Genomic DNA, 19,796 nt, shown 5'->3' with positions numbered 1-19,796 from the left:
AGTCATCTGCTGTCGTTTTCATAACGTTACATATGTCTCAATATGTGCTATATATTCAATTTTACATTCATTCATCACTTTTATCTAATCCATATGTGTATTTTCAATCTGGCACACTTATACTTCCATAGTGATCAACTCTCACGCAATCATCATTCCTCATGCCATCCATAATAATACTGAATAAGGCCTACTCTGGTCTTCGTTCCAGTCTTCTCATTCATGGAAGATATATGCCTATATAGGGATGCCCTTGATATGTACAGCTCATCCGCTATATCCTGTACACTGCCATCAGATACAAGCAGCTTCTGCAACACCTCCCGCTCACGCCCCGTGAGATGATGAGCATCTGCAAAGCATTCAAAATCAACCTCAACTCTTGCGTTAGAATTCTCCGCTGATTTCGTCACTTTTTCTTCATCATATCGTCTATATTGTTCCTTCTGTAGATTTTCAAGCACAAATACCGCAATGCTTATAAGTACGAGCAACAATATGACCACTACACTCATAACCATGATTCCGGGGGAATCTATCAGCATATATGATATTATTCCCACAATACCCGCACCAATGTTGTTGACTGCCCTTCCGGCACCAGACCAAAGCGCTGACCAACGCATTCCATAGGATACATTTATGAATATTGTCGTGAAATACACTACGAAGAATCCGGCTGCAAGATAGAATACAATCAGACCTATGATAAATGCCCCTCCAAACTCTATGATAAGCATGGCTATAACGGACAACACTGTAACGCAGTACATCATCTGATTCATAAAGCGCTGATCTTTTATATCAAACAAGAAGCCTGCTGCAACTCCGCTTAATGCGAGAAACAACCTTGGCCATTGCCCCACATCTGCCCCGCCCTCAGCGTGGACAACGGTCACAACATTATCCAGTGCGGAAAATATAAACGTCATAAGAAGAACAACCATCACAAGCGCCACAGCCACCGATCCGCTATCAGGAGTTGTTTCGTCACATTTTTCTTTGCAATCCGTTTTGTTCCGCTCATCTACCATGTATGTGTCCACTTCCGCTTCTGCGTATTCATCTCTGGCCAGAAAAAGTATCACTGCAAGTGCCACTATGGCCAGCGAGAACATAACCATACGCAGGATCACATTGTCTATAAGATTATAATTGATATACTGCAGAAGCAGTCCAAGTGCATATGAAATTCCCACAATTACCGTAAGATGCTTTCTATCCGTATAATCGCGGCTCACATCGTGATACACGCGTCCTCCCATAACACCACACACAATAAAGAATATAATTCCATATAACAGTATCAATTTGCCGGAACACAGTATTATCGCTGCGAGCGCGGCAACCTCCACTATATTCAAAGTAATAATTATTATCTGCTTGATTTTGCTGCCGACATATCTCTCAATCAGTGCATATATGAATAGTCCCACCGCACTGGCCAGCAGTATCACGCTCTGATACAACAGAACACTTCTGGCATCCACAAACTCCGCAGCCCTGCTGTCGAAGAAGAATTCCATACCCAGAAATACAAAGCTGAACAGAGCCAGCGAGATCACACTTCTGATATGCGCCGGTTCAAAGCCTTTTTCATTATTATTTATTTTTTCAACATCCACTGATCTTTCCCCTGACATATATGGTCATCTCCTGTTTATTCTGTATTAAAGATAATATAGCGCTGAATTTTTGTCAAAATATAAAGTATGCTAATTCATAACACCTATATCCCTTGGAATATCAATGTGATTGAATCGAAGAAGGACGCCCCCCAAAAGGCGTCCTTGCTATATTAATTATTATCTATGCATTTTCCGTACCGTCATCTTCTCTCTGACACTTTCTTATATACACAGAAAATCTCACAGATGCGGTGAGTGCTATCACAATCCATGTAAATATATTCGTATACCACACTCCCCAGAATCCCATCTTTAACACATACATCAGTATCAGCGCAAATACTATCCTTCCTCCCACCTCAAGAGCACCATTCAGCATGGAGAACACCACATCCCCCATTCCATTTAATGCGCCTCTCATGGTATATATCGTTCCAAGTGCAATATACATACTTCCGGATATCACAAGTCCCTTTGCGCCAAGCCTTATGACATTCTCCTCCGTCACGAAAAATCCCACAACATTTTCCCTGAAAACTGCTACCAGACAGAACAATGCTGCACCAAGAGCCAGCGTGATGAGCTCTGTCTGCCATACCGCTCTGCGCACCCTTTCGTACTTGCGTGCGCCACAGTTCTGTCCTGCAAATGTAGACAATGCAAGTCCCAGAGAACTAAACGGCTGGAATATGATTCCCTCAACCTTTCCTGTTGCAGTATATGCAGCCATGACCTCCGGACCATATCCATTTATAAGGGTCTGCAGTATTGAGCAGGATATTGATATCATGGAAGTCTGAACCGCCATTGGTATACCGATACTGAAATCTTCCTTCATTATATCTCTGTCAAACTTGAAATGGCCTCTCTTCAGTCTGAAATAGGGATTGGTTTTCACCGCATAACATATAGAGCCAACGCTAGACAGGATCTGACTGAGAACCGTTGCATATGCGGCACCGGCAACGCCCATATCCATGTATATGACAAACACAATATCAAGCACAACATTTATGGCAGAAGCAATCATGAGAAATATAAGAGGGGTCTTTGAATCCCCAAGTGCCCTTAGCACAGCAGAAATTCCGTTATAAATAGCCACCGCTATCGTAAATCCACAGGTGATCCTCATGTATGTATATGCGTAGTCAAATGTCTCTGCAGGGGTCTTCATTAGCCTTATAATAGGCCCCGCAAAACAATATCCCAGTATACTCATGAGTGCACCAACCGCCAATATGACAAACAATGCATTTGCTATGGCTTTTTTTACCTGCTCTTCTTTCTTCGCTCCAAAATATCTTGATATGACAACACCTATTCCAGATGCCATTCCATTGCACAAAGAAAAAAACAGGAAACTGATCATTCCAACTGATCCCACACCGCCAAGCGCATTTGCCCCTAGATGACGACCAACCACTATCGAATCAACCAGGCTGTATACCTGCTGAAATAGATTGCCTATAAGTAGCGGAACTGAGAACTTCATGATCAGTTTCATACTGCTTCCCTCTGTCATATCCATAACATATTCTTTTTTGTTCAATACCTTTTCCACTATGTTTGCTCCTTGTATATATTTAGATTATCCATGATATACAAACTCATGAATCACCTTGCAGATTTTCATAGCAGCACCATCCGTATTGTAATCCCTGTGTATTAACCCATATGCCTCATCATAACATAAGTTATGCTAAGGTCAAGAAGCTAAATGGCTAATCTTCTATATACTCAACATAATCTCTTTCATCAGCGAAAAGCTGGTACTCTCCGTCCACATATCCCATATACCCTTCCGAAACAAAATATCCTTTTATCATGATCACGCCTCCTGTACACTTTATCTTCCAAGCTTCAAGCCTCTATCAAGCTCCTTAATATGGCTCTATCTTATCTTGTCAAGTGTCCAAAAAAGCGTACACCAATTCTCTTTTATATTCCACAAGTACCGACGCAAATCCGGGCTTGAAGATAAGTGACACGGCATATATAATGTATATAATTTTGAAAAATTTCTGCCATATAAACATGGCACCAAGGAGGAAATATGTACTACGGCGCACTTGAAGCCGGTGGCACCAAGATGGTTTGTGCCATAGGCGATGCAGACAAGAATATAATAGACAGAATATCCATACCGACGGGCACACCTGACCAGTCCCTGCCTGCCATGATAGATTACTTTAAGAAATATGACATATCCGCTCTCGGAATCGGTACATTTGGCCCGGCCGACATCAATCCTAATTCCCCTACCTACGGCTCCATCATGAGGAGTCCCAAGAAAGATTGGGAGGGATTCAGCCTTTACAAAGCATTTACGGATGCGCTTGGCTGCCTGGTTGTGGTGGACACAGACGTAAACGCAGCAGCCTGGGGTGAATACCTGTATGGAGCACTGAAAGGACTCAACTCGGGAATGTACCTCACTGTTGGGACCGGCATCGGCGGCGGTATAATATCCGATGGCAGACTCATTCACGGCATGGAACACCCGGAGACAGGCCACATCCTCATCCCTAGACGAACCGGCGATGATATACCATGTACCTGCCGATTCCACCAGAGCTGTGTAGAGGGTCTTGCATCCGGCCCTATGCTTGAGCGCAGAACCGGAATGAAAGGCAAAGACATCCCAGCCGACTCACCGGTATGGGATCTTGAAGCATTTTATATAGCTGAGGCACTGGTCAACTACACCATGTGCTACTCAGTTGAGAGGATCGTCCTTGGCGGCGGAGTCATGGACAACAAATTCCTGTTCCCTATGATCCGCAATTACTACACTGAACTGCTGTCGGGTTACATTGACATGCCACAGGTCAAGGACACCGACACATACATTGTTCCCGCAGGGCTCGAGGGAAATCAGGGCATCATAGGTGCTATGAACCTGTTCTGATACACACATTTGTCCACAAAAAAACAGTTTCACCGATCGACTGGTGAAACTGTTTTTTCTTTTCTATGCTGTTGCCTTCTCATACTCCTCAAAGGTCTTATCCATGATAACCTTGTACTTGCCATACTCGGTCTTGTTGTAGAAGCACTCCTCTGAAAGACTCTTAATACCAAACTCCTCGAACCACTCTTCCTTAAGCTTGTTGAACAGAACCTTCTTCTTTGGTCCTGTGATGGTCTCCAGATGCCACAGACTGAAATGCAGTGCATAGTTGATGTAATCCTGCTCATACTCCCAGAAATTGCCGTGGGCTTCAAGCGCCGCCTTGAGTGCCACAAGAGCCTCGTGGAAGCACTGCCATGACTTCTCTCTGGTGTTGGACAATGACTTTGGATTGTTTCTTCTCTGGTGTGCAAGCACCTCGTCCACTATCTCTATATTTGTTGCAAATGCTATCGCTGAAAATACGAACAGCATATCATTCGAAGTTCTGAGCTGCTGGAATCGGAAATGGTTCTCCTCAACATATTCCCTGCTGAAGAGCTTATCCCAAGCCCATCCCACAAACACCTTGAATATATTGCCCGTGAAATTACGAAAATACATTGGTCTGTACGGTGGAAGCTCCTTCTCGTGAAGTGTCCATCTGACCTGAACAAATTCCTGAAGATCCTCTCTGTACTGATCTGATCTGAACACAACTACCTGAGCTCTGGTCTCGTGAGCCTTGCTCCATGCCTTTTCCAGCATGTCCGGCTCAAAGAAATCATCGGAATCCAGAAATGAAAGATACTCTCCGGTCGCGATCTCAAGACCTTTGTTTCTCGCTGCCCCGGCTCCGGCATTTGCCTGCTGTATAACCTTTACACGCTGATCCTTCGCCTCATATTCCTTCAATATCGCCAGAGAATCATCTGTGGAGCCATCATCCACGCAAATGATCTCTATATCCTTAAGTGTCTGACCCACTATACTGTCCATGCACTGGCGCAGATAATCAGACACATTGTAAACAGGAAGAATAACTGATACCTTTGTACCCATAGCTTTACCTCTATTTGTTTCGACTAAATAAACTCTTGATCTTTCTAGGTATGAACATAATGACCGCACCGATCCTGAATGTAGGTGTCTTCTTCACTCTGTCCAGATCTGCACGGGTCTGATGAACCAGACCACGGAGTCTCTTGACTTCTCTCTTAAGCTTGCGCTCACGATCTGTACATGCGATCCTTGTATAATAGTAATCGTCAGGGGACTTGATGATAAACTGGATGTTCGCCCACTCAAGCTTTGTAAATATAGTCTGATCAATCTCCTGCATCTCCATTGCTCTCTTGAACTCGGAGCTGTATCTTCTTATATAATCCTTCTTGAATTCAGGTCCGATTCTCCTGATCGTCTCGTTGTAATTGTGGTATTTCTTGAGCCAGTATACGCCTCTGAAACGCTCCCAGATCTCAGGATCCTTTACAAGTATATCTCTGATGTGATCATACTCAACATTGACACAGTATACCTTCTCTCTGCTGTGAACAGATGAATTCGGGTTATCTCTGCGGTTCATATAATATGGCTTGTTCACTATCATAGCTCTCTTGGCATATATAAATGTCTGGAACCAGAAACCATTGTCCTGGAATGATGCTCCCGGAGTCTCGTTGTGTCTGATATGATACTCCTCTATGAAGCTTCTCTTGTAAATTCCACTCCATGTGTTCATAATGAAACGGATCGCACTTGGTGTCTCGCTTGGATTGAACACAACATTATAATCCTCTGCATTCGGTGACAAGTGGTTGTACACCAAAGTCATGTTGCCATTGTCATCGTTGCGCTTAAATCTATAGAAATCTGCCTTTACAAGGTCAAGGTCGTTCTCAACCGCCTTGTTGTACAGTTCCTCATACATATTAAGTGGCACAAAATCGTCAGGCTCAACTATACCAATATACTCACCTGTAGCCTTATCAAGACCGATATTCATGCCTATTCCATAACCGCCATTTTCCTTGTCAACAATAATGATACGGTCGTCTTTCTCCGCATAACCCTTTAATATTTCAAGTGAACTGTCTGTAGATCCGTCATTGATACATATGATCTCGATATCCTTCAATGTCTGATTTACAACACTATCCATACACTCCACCAGATACATCTCTACGTTATATGTTGGAATGATGATTGAAACCTTTGCCATCTTTCTTCTCCCATAAAATTTTATCACAATGTTAATATGTGCTATAATGCACAATTCATGGGCATTATAGCACATACTATATATATTATGCAATTTTTGATTTTATTTATTTATAAGCTATGCAAATAAGGCAAAATATGCAAGAACTATAACTCCGAGCACGATCCTGTACCAGCCAAATATCTTGAAGTCATGCTTCTTGATGTAGCTCATCAGGAACTTGATGACAACAATGGATACAAGGTATGCAACGACACAACCTATAATAAGTATAGCGAACTCAGCACTTGTAAATGACAGTCCGAATTTGATCATCTTCAGAGCACTGAGTCCGAACATAACCGGAACCGCAAGGAAGAATGTGAACTCCGCTGCTGCCACTCTTGATACACCAATGAGCAGAGCGCCTATGATGGTGGCACCTGAACGGGATGTACCCGGTATGATGGAGAGCACCTGAAACATACCTATAAGAAATGCTGTCTTGTATGTTATGTCGTTCAGCGTCTCAACCTTCGGTGTTCTGGTCTTGTTCCAGTTCTCAATCACAATAAATGCTATTCCATAGAAAATAAGGGCAATCGCTATGACAACCGCTGTGTGCAAATGCGCCTCTATGTAATTATCAAACAGTATCGTAACTATCGCTCCAGGTATACATGCAACAACTGTCTTGAACCACATACTCCAGGTATCTTTCTTCATGACAGGCTGTGTCTTGTCTTTGAGCTGGAAAGGCCACATCTTATTCCAGAATATGGTCACGACAGCAAGTATCGCTCCAAGCTGTATCACCACGAAAAACATTTCCTTGAAATCAGTGCTCGCATTCAGTGAGATAAATTCATCCACAAGAAGCATATGTCCTGTGCTACTGATCGGGAGCCACTCTGTGACTCCCTCCACGATACCAAGGAATACTACCTTAAGTATCTCGATAAAACTTAATGCCATCTCTTCTCTCTCCTTTTAACTTCATTATGAATATTCTATATTCACAGCGGATATCTGACTCAATCCGGCTGCGGTCTCTATGATAACATATTCTCACTCGTTGTACATCATTCTACAGAAAGCTTTAGAAAATGTTATGTATGAGTTTATCTTCTGTCTATAATTTGCATATATCCGGTATCTCAGCACCCCAGATGTCAACCAGCTTATCCACTGAAAACGCAGCATTTGCCGGGCTTGTGGACGGAAGTACAACAGGTTCTATGCCAAGTATCTTCTGCTGATATTTTGCATAATACTTTCCTGAGGTCTTGCCGTTGCATATCACTTTTGTGACCTTGGAAGCTTCCACTATCTTCGACAGATCCGTGGGCGTAACATTCTTTATACTGCTGTCGCTTGAACCTATGATGTCACAACTGTAGATCGCATCCCACAGGGCTATGTGGTGTGCATGCAGCATGGCTTTCTTCTCATCTATGGTCACCGGAAGTTTCTCGCCAAGCACTCTGCTGATGACCTTCCAGAATCTGTTCTGCGGATGTCCGTAGAAGAACATCTGCTCCCTGGACTTCACCGATGGCAGGCTTCCCAGTATGAGTATCCTTGATTTCTCGTCGTATAGTGGGGGAAATGGATGTACTATATGTTCATATCTGTCCTCTGTCAATCTTCTCACCTCTCAGATAATATTCAAATAACTTTTTCCATTTTTCTGGTACATTGTACGCCACCTGCCGGTTATTTTTCAATTAAATTCTTGCTTTTGCAGCTATGTTTTAAGTCATATCCACATTATTTAATTTACTTCCAAATGATATTCATGTATATTAATTAAGTTAACGTAATTTACGGACTATGAGGGAGGTCCGCCAATGCGGTAACGAACACATATGGGAGGAATTATACATGAAAAAGAGAGAATCTTTTAACAACAAATGGGGCTTCATCCTGGCCTGCATCGGCTCTGCCGTGGGCATGGGCAACATCTGGATGTTCCCTACAAGAGTCTCCATGTACGGAGGCGGATCCTATCTCATACCATATTTTATATTTGTGGTACTCATCGGATTCACCGGAGTTATCGGAGAGATGAGCTTCGGACGAGCTACAAGATCCGGTCCAATCGATGCATTTGGAATCGCCATGGAGAAAAAGGGCAAGCGAAAGCTCGGTGAACTGCTGGGCGGCATACCTGTGCTCGGCGCACTGGCAATGGCCATCGGATACACGGTCGTCATGGGCTGGATACTGAAATACATGATCGGAGCTTTCACCGGAAGCACACTGTCACCGGAGGATATAGACGGCTTTGCTTCAAACTTCGGCGGAATGGCATCTTCATTTGGCAACAATGCATGGCAGATCATTGCACTTGCCATCGGAATCACCATCCTTATGTTCGGCGTGGGCAACGGTATTGAGAAGGCCAACAAGATCCTGATGCCGGCGTTCTTCGTATTGTTCATCATCCTGACCATATATGCGGCATGCCAGCCGGGAGCCATAGAGGGATACAAATACATCTTCCGCATAGAGCCAAATGTACTTGCAGATCCAAAGACATGGATATTTGCGCTGGGACAGGCATTCTTCTCACTCTCAGTTGCGGGAAACGGAACTCTGATATACGGCTCATATCTGCCAGACGATGAGGATATACCGGGGGCTGCCGGACGTGTTGCACTTTTCGATACGATTGCTGCCATGCTTGCCGCACTGGTAATCATACCTGCCATGGCAACTGCCGGAGCACAGCTCAACCAGGGCGGCCCGGGATTGCTGTTCATCTATCTGCCATGCCTGTTCAAGTCCATGCCTGGCGGTTATATTGTTGCCATACTCTTCTTTGTGGCTGTGTTCATGGCGGGACTGTCATCACTAATCAACCTGTACGAAGCACCAATCGCAACGGTGCAGGAGAAGCTTGGAGTTGGCAGAAAACCTGCATGTGCCATCATCGGTGTCATAGCAGTTGTGGTATCCATCTGTATACAGGGTATCGTATCTGACTGGATGGATGTACTGTCCATCTACATCTGCCCACTTGGCGCAGGACTTGCCGGAATCATGTTCTTCTGGGTATGTGGCAAGAAATATGTTGAGACACAGGTCAACACCGGAAGGGAAAAGAAGTTCACAGAGAAGTTCGTGCCTATATGCAAATACATCTACTGTCCTGTATGTCTCCTTGTATTGATACTTGGTATCCTTCTCGGAGGCATCGGCTAGACAGACATTTCAATATAATTAATAAAAAGCAGTCTGACGGATCATCACCATGTATAACACTGGCGATGTCCGCAGACTGCTTTTTACTTACTGTATCATTATCTCTTTAATCGTGTATCTTATTGTGTTTAATGTCTGTATCCCGCAATTATATGTAATGCCTTATCCTCATCAAGTGGCTTTGCTATGTGCTCATTCATGCCCGCCGCCTTGCACTTCTTCACATCCTCTGCGAATACATTTGCAGTCATGGCAATGATCGGAATGGTTCCGGCATCCTCAAGGTCTGAGCTTCTTATCTGCCTGGTGGCCTCAAGGCCATCCATCTCCGGCATCATCACATCCATGAGTATCACATCGAAGCTTCCAGCCGGATGTGATCTGTATATCTCAACAGCCTCACGGCCATTTGCCGCAGTTGTGGCAACAGCACCAGCCATCTCCACCATAAATGTTGCTATCTCCATGTTGAGCGAATTGTCCTCAACCAGCAGTATCTTCATTCCATCAAGTCTGACTGCCTCGTGATCCTCTGGCTTCTCCGGCTCAACGACATCTGTACAGATCTCAAATGGTATCTTCATGGTAAATGTAGAACCCACACCCGGCTTACTATCAACCTCTATGCTTCCACCCATGAGGTCGAGAAGCTCCTTGGTAATAGCCATGCCAAGACCTGTTCCCTGATACTTTGTTCCCGCATCAGTGTGCTCCCTTGAAAATGGCTCAAACAGGTGGCTGATGAACTCCTGGCTCATTCCAACTCCTGTGTCAGCTATCCTGAACACATAATTGGAATGCCTGCCGTCTACAGGTATCTCGTCCATCCACGCCTCTACCGTTCCGCCCGGCTTGTTGTACTTGATGGCATTTGTCAGTATATTGAGAGAGATCCGCTGAAGATGAAGCGGACTGCCTATAACCATGTTGTGCTTTATATTGAAATGAGCACCCGTAAGCTTCACATCGTTCTCCTGTGCCATGACCAGGATCGGATCATATCCACTTCTCAAAACCTTTATTATGTCAAACGGTTCACTGGTGAGCTCCGTTCTTCCGCTCTCAAGTCTGCTCATATCAAGCACATCGTTGATGAGCAGTTCAAGCTGTTTTCCAGCATCATCTATCTTGGACAGCGCATCCATCACTCTGTCCCTGTCATCTATGCACTGTTCGGCAATTCGTGACATTCCAAGGATTCCGTTGATAGGTGTTCTTATGTCGTGTGACATGCGTGAAAGAAATTCCGTCTTCGCTGTATTTGCACGCTTGGCCTCTTCGTAAGCTTCGGCAAGCAGCTTCTGGGCACGGATCTCCTCCTTCTTCTCCTCGTCGATCTCCTGAACACCTATGAGTATACGGGTGAGTTCACTCTCCTCATTCGTCCTGACTGGAATCGCCGTTATACGGCACCAGCCATATAAAGTGTCCCGGAAATCCTTACTGACGCTCTTCTCCGTCCTGAGTTTCTCCGCCAGCCTGTCCAGATTGTAGAATCTGCGCATCTGCTCACGATCCTCTTCAACCACACAGTCATTTATCACATTTTCTATTGTCTTTCCTGCTTCGTAATCCGCATTCTGTGCCGGCTTTCTGAAGGTATCACCTTCCTTGATAACCCGCACCTTACCGGTCTGAAGATCGAATATACACACAATAAAATATATGCTGCTAACAGCCTTGATAACCGAATCCTGCTCCCGGAGTTTCTCCTTGTGAGCCTGTTCCGCATTGCGCACAGCGGTTATATCCTGATGGTAGCCTCTGACTTTTATGCCATCGGTAAAACTCCTGTCCCGAACACCGCCACATCTTATGTGCAACAGTCCTCTGGTTGGATGCATCCAGGTATATATAACCTCAGCCTTGCCGTCGCGTCTTATGGTCTCCATGTATTCAGCGGTGGCCTGCTGTGACTCCTCAGTAATGCCTGCTATCCACTTTACATATCTATCTTCAGGCGACAGATCATCAGTCGTTCCAAGAAGAGCGTTCATCTTCTTGTTCGCATACAGCATGGATCTGCCGTCGTTCATGAGCACCATGGTCCACATACCAATACCGGCCCCGGCCAGGGTCTCTTCTATCTCACTCTGTACCTTTTTCTCCTGTTCCTCAGCGCTCTGATTAGCTTCATTTTCCGTCATTATATCAATCCTTTTTCCATATACTTTTCTATAAATATTTGTACCATATAACGACAGATTTTACCAGTTAAGAAACTCAACTATTATAAAGATTATTCATCATCTTCATCCAGTCCGAAGCCTTCCTCCAGAAAACGGTTCCACTCGGCATTGTTGCTCTCAAGCTGCTTCTTCTGCATGATACGGTTCCGGTCTGCGAGAATGGACAACATCTCATCCACAATCTCCTCAAGAGGCAGCTCCTGATAATGCGACAGATAGCCCATCATCCTGCCCGCCGTAAAATCCGTATTCAGATTCTTTGATATGAGATCACAGAACTCCTCGGGATATCCCCGGTCAAGCATCATCTCATAGAGCTCCATGCTCATCTCTGATCTTGGTTTCATTCAGATCTCCTTCCTATCACAAAGCTTGCCACCACTGTAAATATTGCACTGATTATCAGCTCAGTATAGTATCCCAGTCCTCTGCTGAGTATCATGCCCGGCAGGAGCAATGTGCTGCCAAATATCGGCAAGAACATCTCCATAAAGAGTTTTTCACTGATTCCCATACCACCCGGAAGGGGAAGCATATCCACCGCAACTGCTATGGCTCCCTGCATGAGAATGATAAGCCATGATGATGATCCTGAAAGTCCAAACGCCTTGTACACAAACCATGTAGCTGCAAATAGTGAGAATCTTTGCACAACTGTTATAATGAACACTACCACCAGCATCCCGAAATGTCCTACCATGTAATCCGCAGTCTGGTTGTACTTTTCCATTGATGCCGCGAGCTTTTCCTCACGGGACTTCTTGTGTCTTAAAAACTTCATCCGCTCAAGAAGTCTACTGCCATTCACCACAAATGCCTTTGCAAGCGACGGGTGAAATGCGAACAGCACCATTCCTGCCACACACACAACGTTCAGCACAAGTCCAAGATAAAATACCCACTGCACATCATCTATATATGTATGTATAAAACTCTGTCCAAATATAGCTATTCCAAGTCCCAGAAGTACCAGCACCAGCTTGTACATGATCGTCACTATGAGCAGTACCTGAGTTGACACCGGAATAGGGATCTTCTTTTTCTTCATATAATATATCTGAGCCGGCTGTCCACCTGATGCAGATGGCGTGATACAGCTGAAAAAGAATCCAACCGACGAGAACAGGAAACAGGTTCCCCTGCCTACATTCACTCCAAGATTTCGCATCATATAATGAATGATAATTGATTCTCCCCATATAAATACCACAACACATACCACTCCCGGTATGAGCCACCAAGGATTCACCGTCTGAAGTATATCAGATATCTGTCCTATATCCTCGCCGTGAAACACTCCGTATATCGTTCCGGCAAATATGAGAACCAGGAACAATACGTTGAACACCATCTTTTTCTTATTTCCCATTTAGCTTACTATCCTTTTCATAACTGGGGCAATACCCCTTTAAATACAGCGTGAACGTCATGCACAATGCTAGTATATCATGGATCATTCAATTAAATGGCAAAAAAGGTTGGTTTTTACTTTAATTATTTGTAATGTGAGTTTTATGTGGCATACACATTCTATTTTTCACTGTTCAGGATCGGCAGATTCTGGTTCTCCTCCCAGAGAGTCGCAACCTCGGTTCCATCCTTGTGGCAATACACAATCTTATTTATAACTCTTGGCTCCTCATCGCCATAGTATATATCTGAACTGCCTGTATCCTTATGTTCTGTCTGAGGGACAGCCGCGCCCTCTCTATATCCTCCAAAGCTCTGATACGCCTCACTTGACATCCACGACCTTGCATTTCCAAATATATCAAGTGATGTCAGCCCCTGCTCCCCGAGATAGAATTTGAATACGCCGCTATCCATTTCATCTGAAGTGCTTATATCTACTATCTGTCCCATTCCCTCAAGTCCATTCTGGTGAAGGTACAACATTCCGTCTATCTCGACAACCTGGGCAGCCTGTTGTATCCCCTCCGATGTCATCTTTGGCCAAACCTCAGTCCACCTGCAGGTTATCGCCCAGTTGAGCACTATCCAGAGCAGCACAAATATCAATATAACCGCCAGCGCTCTTCCTCTTATCTTTTTATTTACAAATTTCTTAAATCCCTTTACACCTGAACTATCCTCCATCGGAAGCACAAGATGTGATTTCATGCGCTCAACCGTCATCAGGCAATCAGGACAATGCTCTATATGCTCCTCAACCTTTGCCTTGCTCTCCTCGCTGCACACGCCATCCACGTAAAGTGGTATGAGATCTTTTATAATTTCACAATCTTTATTCACTATTATACCTCCTGTTTCTGTTACATTTTATCCATTATCATCATTCTGGCACGGTGATATGTCACTCTCGCCCAGCTCTCCGTCTTACCAAATATATCAGCGATCTGTCCGAATCTCAGTTCACCGAATACCCTGAGCGTGAACACTTCTTTATACGGTTCCGGCAGATCATGCAGTATTCTGTGAATCTTTATAGCCTGCTCCTTATCAACCGTCTCTGATATGAGATCATACTCCGCAGCCCCCATAAGTGCAGCCTGTGACTCTGACCGGTTATTTACCGCGTCACCATCCACCTGCTCCCGGTTCTGTTTGCCCGCATATGTAAAGTATGTATTCTTGGCTATCTGACAGAGCCAGACCTTTATATCACAGTCTCCTTTGAACCGATCCACAGCTTTTATCGCTTTAACAAATGTCTCCTGTGTTATGTCTTCGGCTATGTGGGGATTCTTAGACAGTGCCAGCACAAAACGATATACGTCTTTGTAGTACTTTTCGTATATTTCATCTATTCCATTTTTTTCTTTTCCTGACGCCAAGTTTTTACCTCCCTTCACATATAAGACCAGTATAATTGAAAAACGTTACAAAAAGATAAAAGTAATACATATTTTTGTCGAATTTCATTCCAGCTATTATTTTTACTCTGCCACTTTTCCTATAAATTACACAGAAAAAGAGAGATGAAAATATAACTTCACCTCTCTTCCAGTTTAAAAATCCAATTATCTACAGTATTCAATTGCCTTGTAATACTGCAATATATTCGGCACCAGCTATTCTATCTCTTCTTGTACATAACCAGCTCCGGATTTGTCCCTTCCGCCTCATATGTCGATATCAAAATAAAATCCATATCCGCCAGAACTCCAAAGTATCTGTCTCCGCCGAATTCGCATTCCAGCTGATTTCCCAGATATGTTTTCTCGTCATCAAGGAATTTGACATTCATGCCATTTGGCAGACGATACTCGAGATTCACATATTTGCCAACAAGCGCATTGAGTCTTTCAAGGCGTGGCATCCCCTCTATCTGAAGGGCATTTATCTCATCTATAAGCTGCCTCTTAAATGTCTCAAACTGTCCGTCATCGCTGAGTGACTCATATCGTTTCCAGTAATCAAGTTTTGGCAGAAGCTCTTTCATGTATGCTCTCGCCTGCTCCTCAGTGAAATTCTCCCCCACCATATTCTTCACACATACATCGATCAGATCATCCATTTTGCTATAGGTATAGGTGCCGTCGGCGTAACACCATTTGCAGTAGTCCTCGTTCAGCGCACCATCACTGTCCCGCCCCATAATGGCATCGTCCTCAAGCGGCATTCCACAGCACTGACATATCAGTTTCCTCGGCTCGCCAAGCAGAGTGTTTATCGATACATCAAATTCCTTTGAGAGCAGTTTCAACGTATCTGTATTCGGCACTGTATCACCGTTTTCCCAACGTGACACCGCCTGCCTTGTGACCATGACTTTCTCTGCCAGATCATCCTGGGATAATCCCCGTTTGGTTCGAAGTTCTAATATAACGTCCTTTGTCTCCATTGTACTCACCTCCGTTATGGATATCATAACAGATTGCGGGGATTGGGGAAAGCAACGGGGTGTTGCTCTGTTCCTATACCGACTGCGTAAACCGGCATTTCGGGAAGCCCGAGCAACCTATGAATTTGCCAAATTTCCCCGATCTTTCAACCAACTTTTTCCCGCATTCCGGGCATATCATAGACATCTTTGCAGGTGCAGACTTAATATCTCCACTTGAGTCCTGCGGCATTTTATTGCCGTTCTTCTTTAAATGATCGGAGGTCTTAGTGCCTTTTTTTTGCGTACCGTCAGATATAGCTTCGATCTCTTGGGGCTTATCGCTGGCTTCCTTGGGCTTACCGATGATCTCTGTGGGCTTACCGATGAGCAGCTCAGCAACCTCTTTATCTGTTAGTATCTTTGCTGTGCATTCTCTCGCAACCCTCACCGGTTTGCACATCCATACCGACTTATCGCCTATCATGTAAAATCTAAACTTCGCCCTTGTCGCTGCAACATTGACGATATTATTGTTCACCCAGTTGACTGCTCCCATAGATTTGCTGTCGCATCCGAGCAGGAATATAACCTCATCCGTTCCCTGGCCCTGGAAAGTGTGCACAGTTCCAATGTTATTGGCATTAAGCCATTTTCTGACTCTTGGCTCTTTTCCATATAACTCCGATTTCTTTATCATCTCCGTCATGTTATCTTTCACCGATGTAAATGGAGTGATGATAAACAGCCTCGGAATATCGATAGGATCCCTTTCAAATTTTCTCTCCAGTAGTTTCAGAACAAGCTCGCCCTGCGCCTTGACAAAGTGATCCTTCTTGCCCGAATTCTCAGCACCTGCTACATCTATCCAACAGCTCTTGTCCAGGATAAATGTTCTTGCCCTGTCCTCCTTAGGAGCTGCCGTCTGCTGCTTCATAGTTCCATCATATGAAAGCACATTTGAGATTGTGTACATCGGGTCAATGCAGCGCCTATGGACTACCAGTGGGCAACCTACCCACTCTTTCTCCTCATCCTTTCCAAGATAAGTTCCATACGGATTTATATAGTCAGCAAAAGCCTGCACAGAGATTTTCTTATCCTTGTAACCTGCCAATATCTCCGCGGTAAGTAGCTGTTTTATCATATCAGTCTCTGCGGTAACCACAGGCTCGATCTGCTTTGGATCTCCGACTATGATCGCCTTTCTGCATCTGAACATCGCACCAACTGCCATCTGTGGCTGTGCCTGTCCCGCCTCATCGACGATAAGAGTTCCAAGCACTCCGCTTTTCTTCACATCGCCCAGGAATGTCTGCGCAGAAGCAAATGTTGTGGATATTACAGGGGTGAGCAGGAAAATGCTCTGAAGCATGTACGGCATGGCTTCTTCTCTGTCTGCAAGCTTCATCCTCTCACCACAATCATCAAACACATTCCACGCTATCATCAGGTTGATGATGTTGTGCCGCATACATTTTGAAGAAATGACAAATTCCTTATGAAGCTTGCATGCATACAAGAATAACTTTTCACGCTCTCTGTTGTACTGTGCGGTGAACCATGGATTGGTTATCTGCGCTTTTGTTGACAGCCTGTCGTCCCCGGATACATAACGTTCCATAAATACAGCGTCCACCGGGGTCATCTTCATCTGCCCATGCGAGTATTTTGAAATACACCGCTGGTATTCCTGAAGATTCTGCAGGCCTGATATCCTGTTGTTCAAAGAAGTTATCTCTTCATTAAGTTTTGATATTATCGCTTTCTTCTCCTGAATGAATATATCTCTTGCGGATGTATCCTTACGCCTTACGAATAATCCCTTCGGTCTGCTTTCCTCAAGCTCGATCAGCTCTTTTTGTTCAGCAAATAACTGACGCTCAAGCATCTGCCGCTTTCTTTCCACATCACTTATTTCACATGACAAATCCTCTGGTGCATCTTCCTGCAGCTCCACAGGAACCGAACCTGCCAGAACACAGATCTGTCCTAATTCTTTTCGTAAGTTTTCAACCAATTTGTACTGAGATAAAAACTTTTTTCTTACCTCCAGATATTTTGCCTTATGCTGCTCTCTGACATCATTTGATCTGTAGTCCTCCACAAATGGCTTCAGGACCGAATTGCAATACTTACGGATATTTGCCTTTCTGCCAAACGGAGCGGATATCAATCCCCAGCAGTCAGCTCCGCCTAAAAGCTTATCCGCATAACGCGTAAAATAAATGTCCTTCTCTTCATGGCTCTTACCATATCTGGTTATAGTCTCCACATCACCTGACTTGTTGATATCAAACAAATCATGAACCTCATCCAGACCGCAGCGGATCTCCTCTTCGTCATCCCCAGACGACTCCAGACTGCCAAGTATATCCCTCGACTTCGGAAGGTCTATCGTGATATTTTCCACCGCCGCATTGTTACATGACGCGACCAGCATACTATAATTGTTGATCTCATCAACATTTATCGAATAATAATGAGGCGCATACTGGTAATAGGCATTCGCATTTACCTCTAGCGGTCCATGCGAAAATGAATGCATCTCAAATAAAGAGTCTGGATCTTCTGCGTTCTCAGCGAGGAGTCTGGCACGCTCAACAATATTGCTTGCCACGATCTCCTTGAGCAATGTAGTCTTTCCCGTTCCGGGAGGTCCGTTTACAGAAAAAACTGGAGCATCCCCGTCCTGTCTGATTGCAATATTGACTGCAACCTGCTGCATCAACGCCGGCATATATTTGGCCGGCCATTTTCCCCTTGGCGAATTTGTAACGTTAAGAATTCTGTCAAAGAACAACTTCATCTCACTTTTTCCCGCATCCGGCGAGATGATCGTTCTCGGTAAATCGTCTAGGCCTTTCGACTTTTCGTACCCTGCCAGAATGTACTCGATCACTTTCTTCTCATATTCATTCCCATCGCCAAAGTTCCCGTTCTGAACCAGCTCTGACAATTGGATAATGTCATTCAAAAAGAAGCTTTTACCCAGATCCGCATAGTCAAATGCATCCTCGTCCGCATCTCTGGCCTGTTCGCTCGCATACCTGTTGTATTCGGCAATTCCCATCGATTCCTGAGGGTCATCTAAGAACCTGTGTTTCACATACTCGTTAAAAATCTTTTCATATATGGTTGAAATGAACTCATCGACATTCTGGTCCTGCAGTTCCTCATCGATCTCTCCAACAAGTTCTTCATACTCGCTAGTATCGAGAGAAAAGTCATGACTATTATGCGCTCTTGTCTCATCCCACTTGGCAACTGCCCACAGTATTGGTGACAGTTTGAAACTGTTCTGAAGATACACACCTTTCGTATCTGTCTTGAATGAGCACCATGCGATCGCGCTCTTTTGGGGATAAGCTATCTCAGGATTATCGGATTTATCCTCTATAAACTTCTCAAGATAATCAACTACTGTATTCCGCTCTACCTTCCCCAGACAAAAATGGATCCCATCACCAACCGAAGGAAACTTCGCATAGTCTTCCCTGTCATTTTCCAGGATCATTTCCAGATCTATATCAGAAGCCGACAAAACTGGCAAATCAAGGAAGACCTCGATCTTCTCTGCCTTAACTTCTTTGCCATTCTTAATATTTTTAATTAGCTTTTTGTTCTCTGAACTTTCCTGTGGAATGTCGGTCTGACCTAGAAATTCTGTGATTTTCCAGTAGTTTAAGATTTCCAGGACTGCTGCCTTTTGCTTGTTTTCCATTTGGTGTGCTCCTTGTGGTGTAACTAGTGCAATGACTAAGTTAGTAACCACCACTTCAAGTGGTTATTTATTATCAGCCCTCCAATGGACTATTGCTATTGATCTCTCAAAAGGGCGGTATCGCAAACTCCTCCACCAATCCGTTACAAAACGGTACTTCTTGTATCTTCTTCT

At 44.3% G+C, this 19,796-nt stretch carries 15 protein-coding genes; 2 read left to right on the top strand and 13 right to left on the bottom strand.

Annotated features, from left to right (window positions below; genetic code table 11):
- Window positions 1–152: 152 nt before the first annotated feature.
- Both GT575_RS12435 and GT575_RS12430 read right to left on the bottom strand, forming a co-directional pair.
- Window positions 153–1,643, bottom strand: a complete 1,491-nt coding sequence (locus tag GT575_RS12435; protein WP_161172140.1) for a helix-turn-helix domain-containing protein — start codon at window positions 1,641–1,643, stop codon at window positions 153–155.
- 166 nt (window positions 1,644–1,809) lie between these two features.
- On the bottom strand, window positions 1,810–3,189 hold the full coding sequence (locus GT575_RS12430) for an MATE family efflux transporter (RefSeq protein ID WP_022216305.1): 1,380 nt from the start codon (window positions 3,187–3,189) through the stop codon (window positions 1,810–1,812).
- Window positions 3,190–3,681: 492 nt separating this feature from the next.
- Between GT575_RS12430 and GT575_RS12425 the strand changes: the two genes are divergently transcribed.
- On the top strand, window positions 3,682–4,536 hold the full coding sequence (locus GT575_RS12425; RefSeq protein WP_055224287.1) for an ROK family protein: 855 nt from the start codon (window positions 3,682–3,684) through the stop codon (window positions 4,534–4,536).
- A 63-nt stretch (window positions 4,537–4,599) separates the two neighbouring features.
- On the opposite strand, the gene GT575_RS12420 is transcribed toward GT575_RS12425, so the two are convergent.
- The 4 genes from GT575_RS12420 to GT575_RS12405 all read right to left on the bottom strand — a co-directional run bounded on the left by GT575_RS12420 (window position 4,600) and on the right by GT575_RS12405 (window position 8,363).
- A complete protein-coding gene (locus GT575_RS12420; RefSeq protein ID WP_055224290.1) occupies window positions 4,600–5,580 on the bottom strand; it encodes a glycosyltransferase family 2 protein in 981 nt (326 codons plus the stop codon).
- A 10-nt stretch (window positions 5,581–5,590) separates the two neighbouring features.
- Window positions 5,591–6,739: a glycosyltransferase family 2 protein gene (locus GT575_RS12415; RefSeq protein ID WP_161172139.1), complete on the bottom strand. Its 1,149-nt coding sequence runs from the start codon at window positions 6,737–6,739 to the stop codon at window positions 5,591–5,593.
- Window positions 6,740–6,856: 117 nt separating this feature from the next.
- Complete coding sequence (locus GT575_RS12410; RefSeq protein ID WP_015533460.1) at window positions 6,857–7,693, bottom strand: undecaprenyl-diphosphate phosphatase; 837 nt, start codon at window positions 7,691–7,693, stop codon at window positions 6,857–6,859.
- A gap of 157 nt (window positions 7,694–7,850) precedes the next feature.
- Window positions 7,851–8,363 carry a DNA-deoxyinosine glycosylase gene (locus tag GT575_RS12405; RefSeq protein WP_192934988.1) on the bottom strand — a complete coding sequence of 171 codons (513 nt, stop codon included), beginning with the start codon at window positions 8,361–8,363 and terminating at the stop codon, window positions 7,851–7,853.
- 239 nt (window positions 8,364–8,602) lie between these two features.
- On the opposite strand from GT575_RS12405, the gene GT575_RS12400 reads away from it, so the two are divergent.
- A complete protein-coding gene (locus GT575_RS12400) occupies window positions 8,603–9,925 on the top strand; it encodes a sodium-dependent transporter (RefSeq protein WP_161172138.1) in 1,323 nt (440 codons plus the stop codon).
- A 128-nt stretch (window positions 9,926–10,053) separates the two neighbouring features.
- On the opposite strand, the gene GT575_RS12395 is transcribed toward GT575_RS12400, so the two are convergent.
- The 7 genes from GT575_RS12395 to GT575_RS12365 form a co-directional block, all read right to left on the bottom strand.
- Window positions 10,054–12,072, bottom strand: coding sequence for a PAS domain-containing hybrid sensor histidine kinase/response regulator (locus tag GT575_RS12395; protein WP_161172137.1), 2,019 nt, complete (start codon window positions 12,070–12,072; stop codon window positions 10,054–10,056).
- 92 nt (window positions 12,073–12,164) lie between these two features.
- Entirely contained in the window at window positions 12,165–12,461 is a 297-nt protein-coding gene (locus GT575_RS12390; protein ID WP_015533463.1) for a hypothetical protein, read from the bottom strand.
- A complete protein-coding gene (locus tag GT575_RS12385) occupies window positions 12,458–13,483 on the bottom strand; it encodes a lysylphosphatidylglycerol synthase transmembrane domain-containing protein (protein WP_055224298.1) in 1,026 nt (341 codons plus the stop codon). The genes GT575_RS12390 and GT575_RS12385 overlap by 4 nt, the downstream gene beginning before the upstream one ends.
- 161 nt (window positions 13,484–13,644) lie before the next feature.
- Window positions 13,645–14,367, bottom strand: coding sequence for a zf-HC2 domain-containing protein (locus GT575_RS12380; RefSeq protein WP_117875371.1), 723 nt, complete (start codon window positions 14,365–14,367; stop codon window positions 13,645–13,647).
- 20 nt (window positions 14,368–14,387) lie between these two features.
- The gene (locus GT575_RS12375) at window positions 14,388–14,909 is read right to left on the bottom strand and encodes an RNA polymerase sigma factor (protein WP_192934987.1); all 522 of its coding nucleotides are present in this window, start codon (window positions 14,907–14,909) and stop codon (window positions 14,388–14,390) included.
- A gap of 242 nt (window positions 14,910–15,151) precedes the next feature.
- Window positions 15,152–15,919, bottom strand: coding sequence for a zinc ribbon domain-containing protein (locus GT575_RS12370; RefSeq protein WP_161172136.1), 768 nt, complete (start codon window positions 15,917–15,919; stop codon window positions 15,152–15,154).
- A gap of 73 nt (window positions 15,920–15,992) precedes the next feature.
- A complete protein-coding gene (locus tag GT575_RS12365) occupies window positions 15,993–19,622 on the bottom strand; it encodes an AAA domain-containing protein (protein WP_161172135.1) in 3,630 nt (1,209 codons plus the stop codon).
- Window positions 19,623–19,796: the final 174 nt, after the last annotated feature.

Source organism: Coprococcus sp. BIOML-A2 (assembly GCF_009875795.1).
GTDB classification, from domain to species: Bacteria; Bacillota; Clostridia; order Lachnospirales; family Lachnospiraceae; genus Coprococcus; species Coprococcus aceti.
This window is presented reverse-complemented; position numbering and strand designations above follow the sequence as displayed.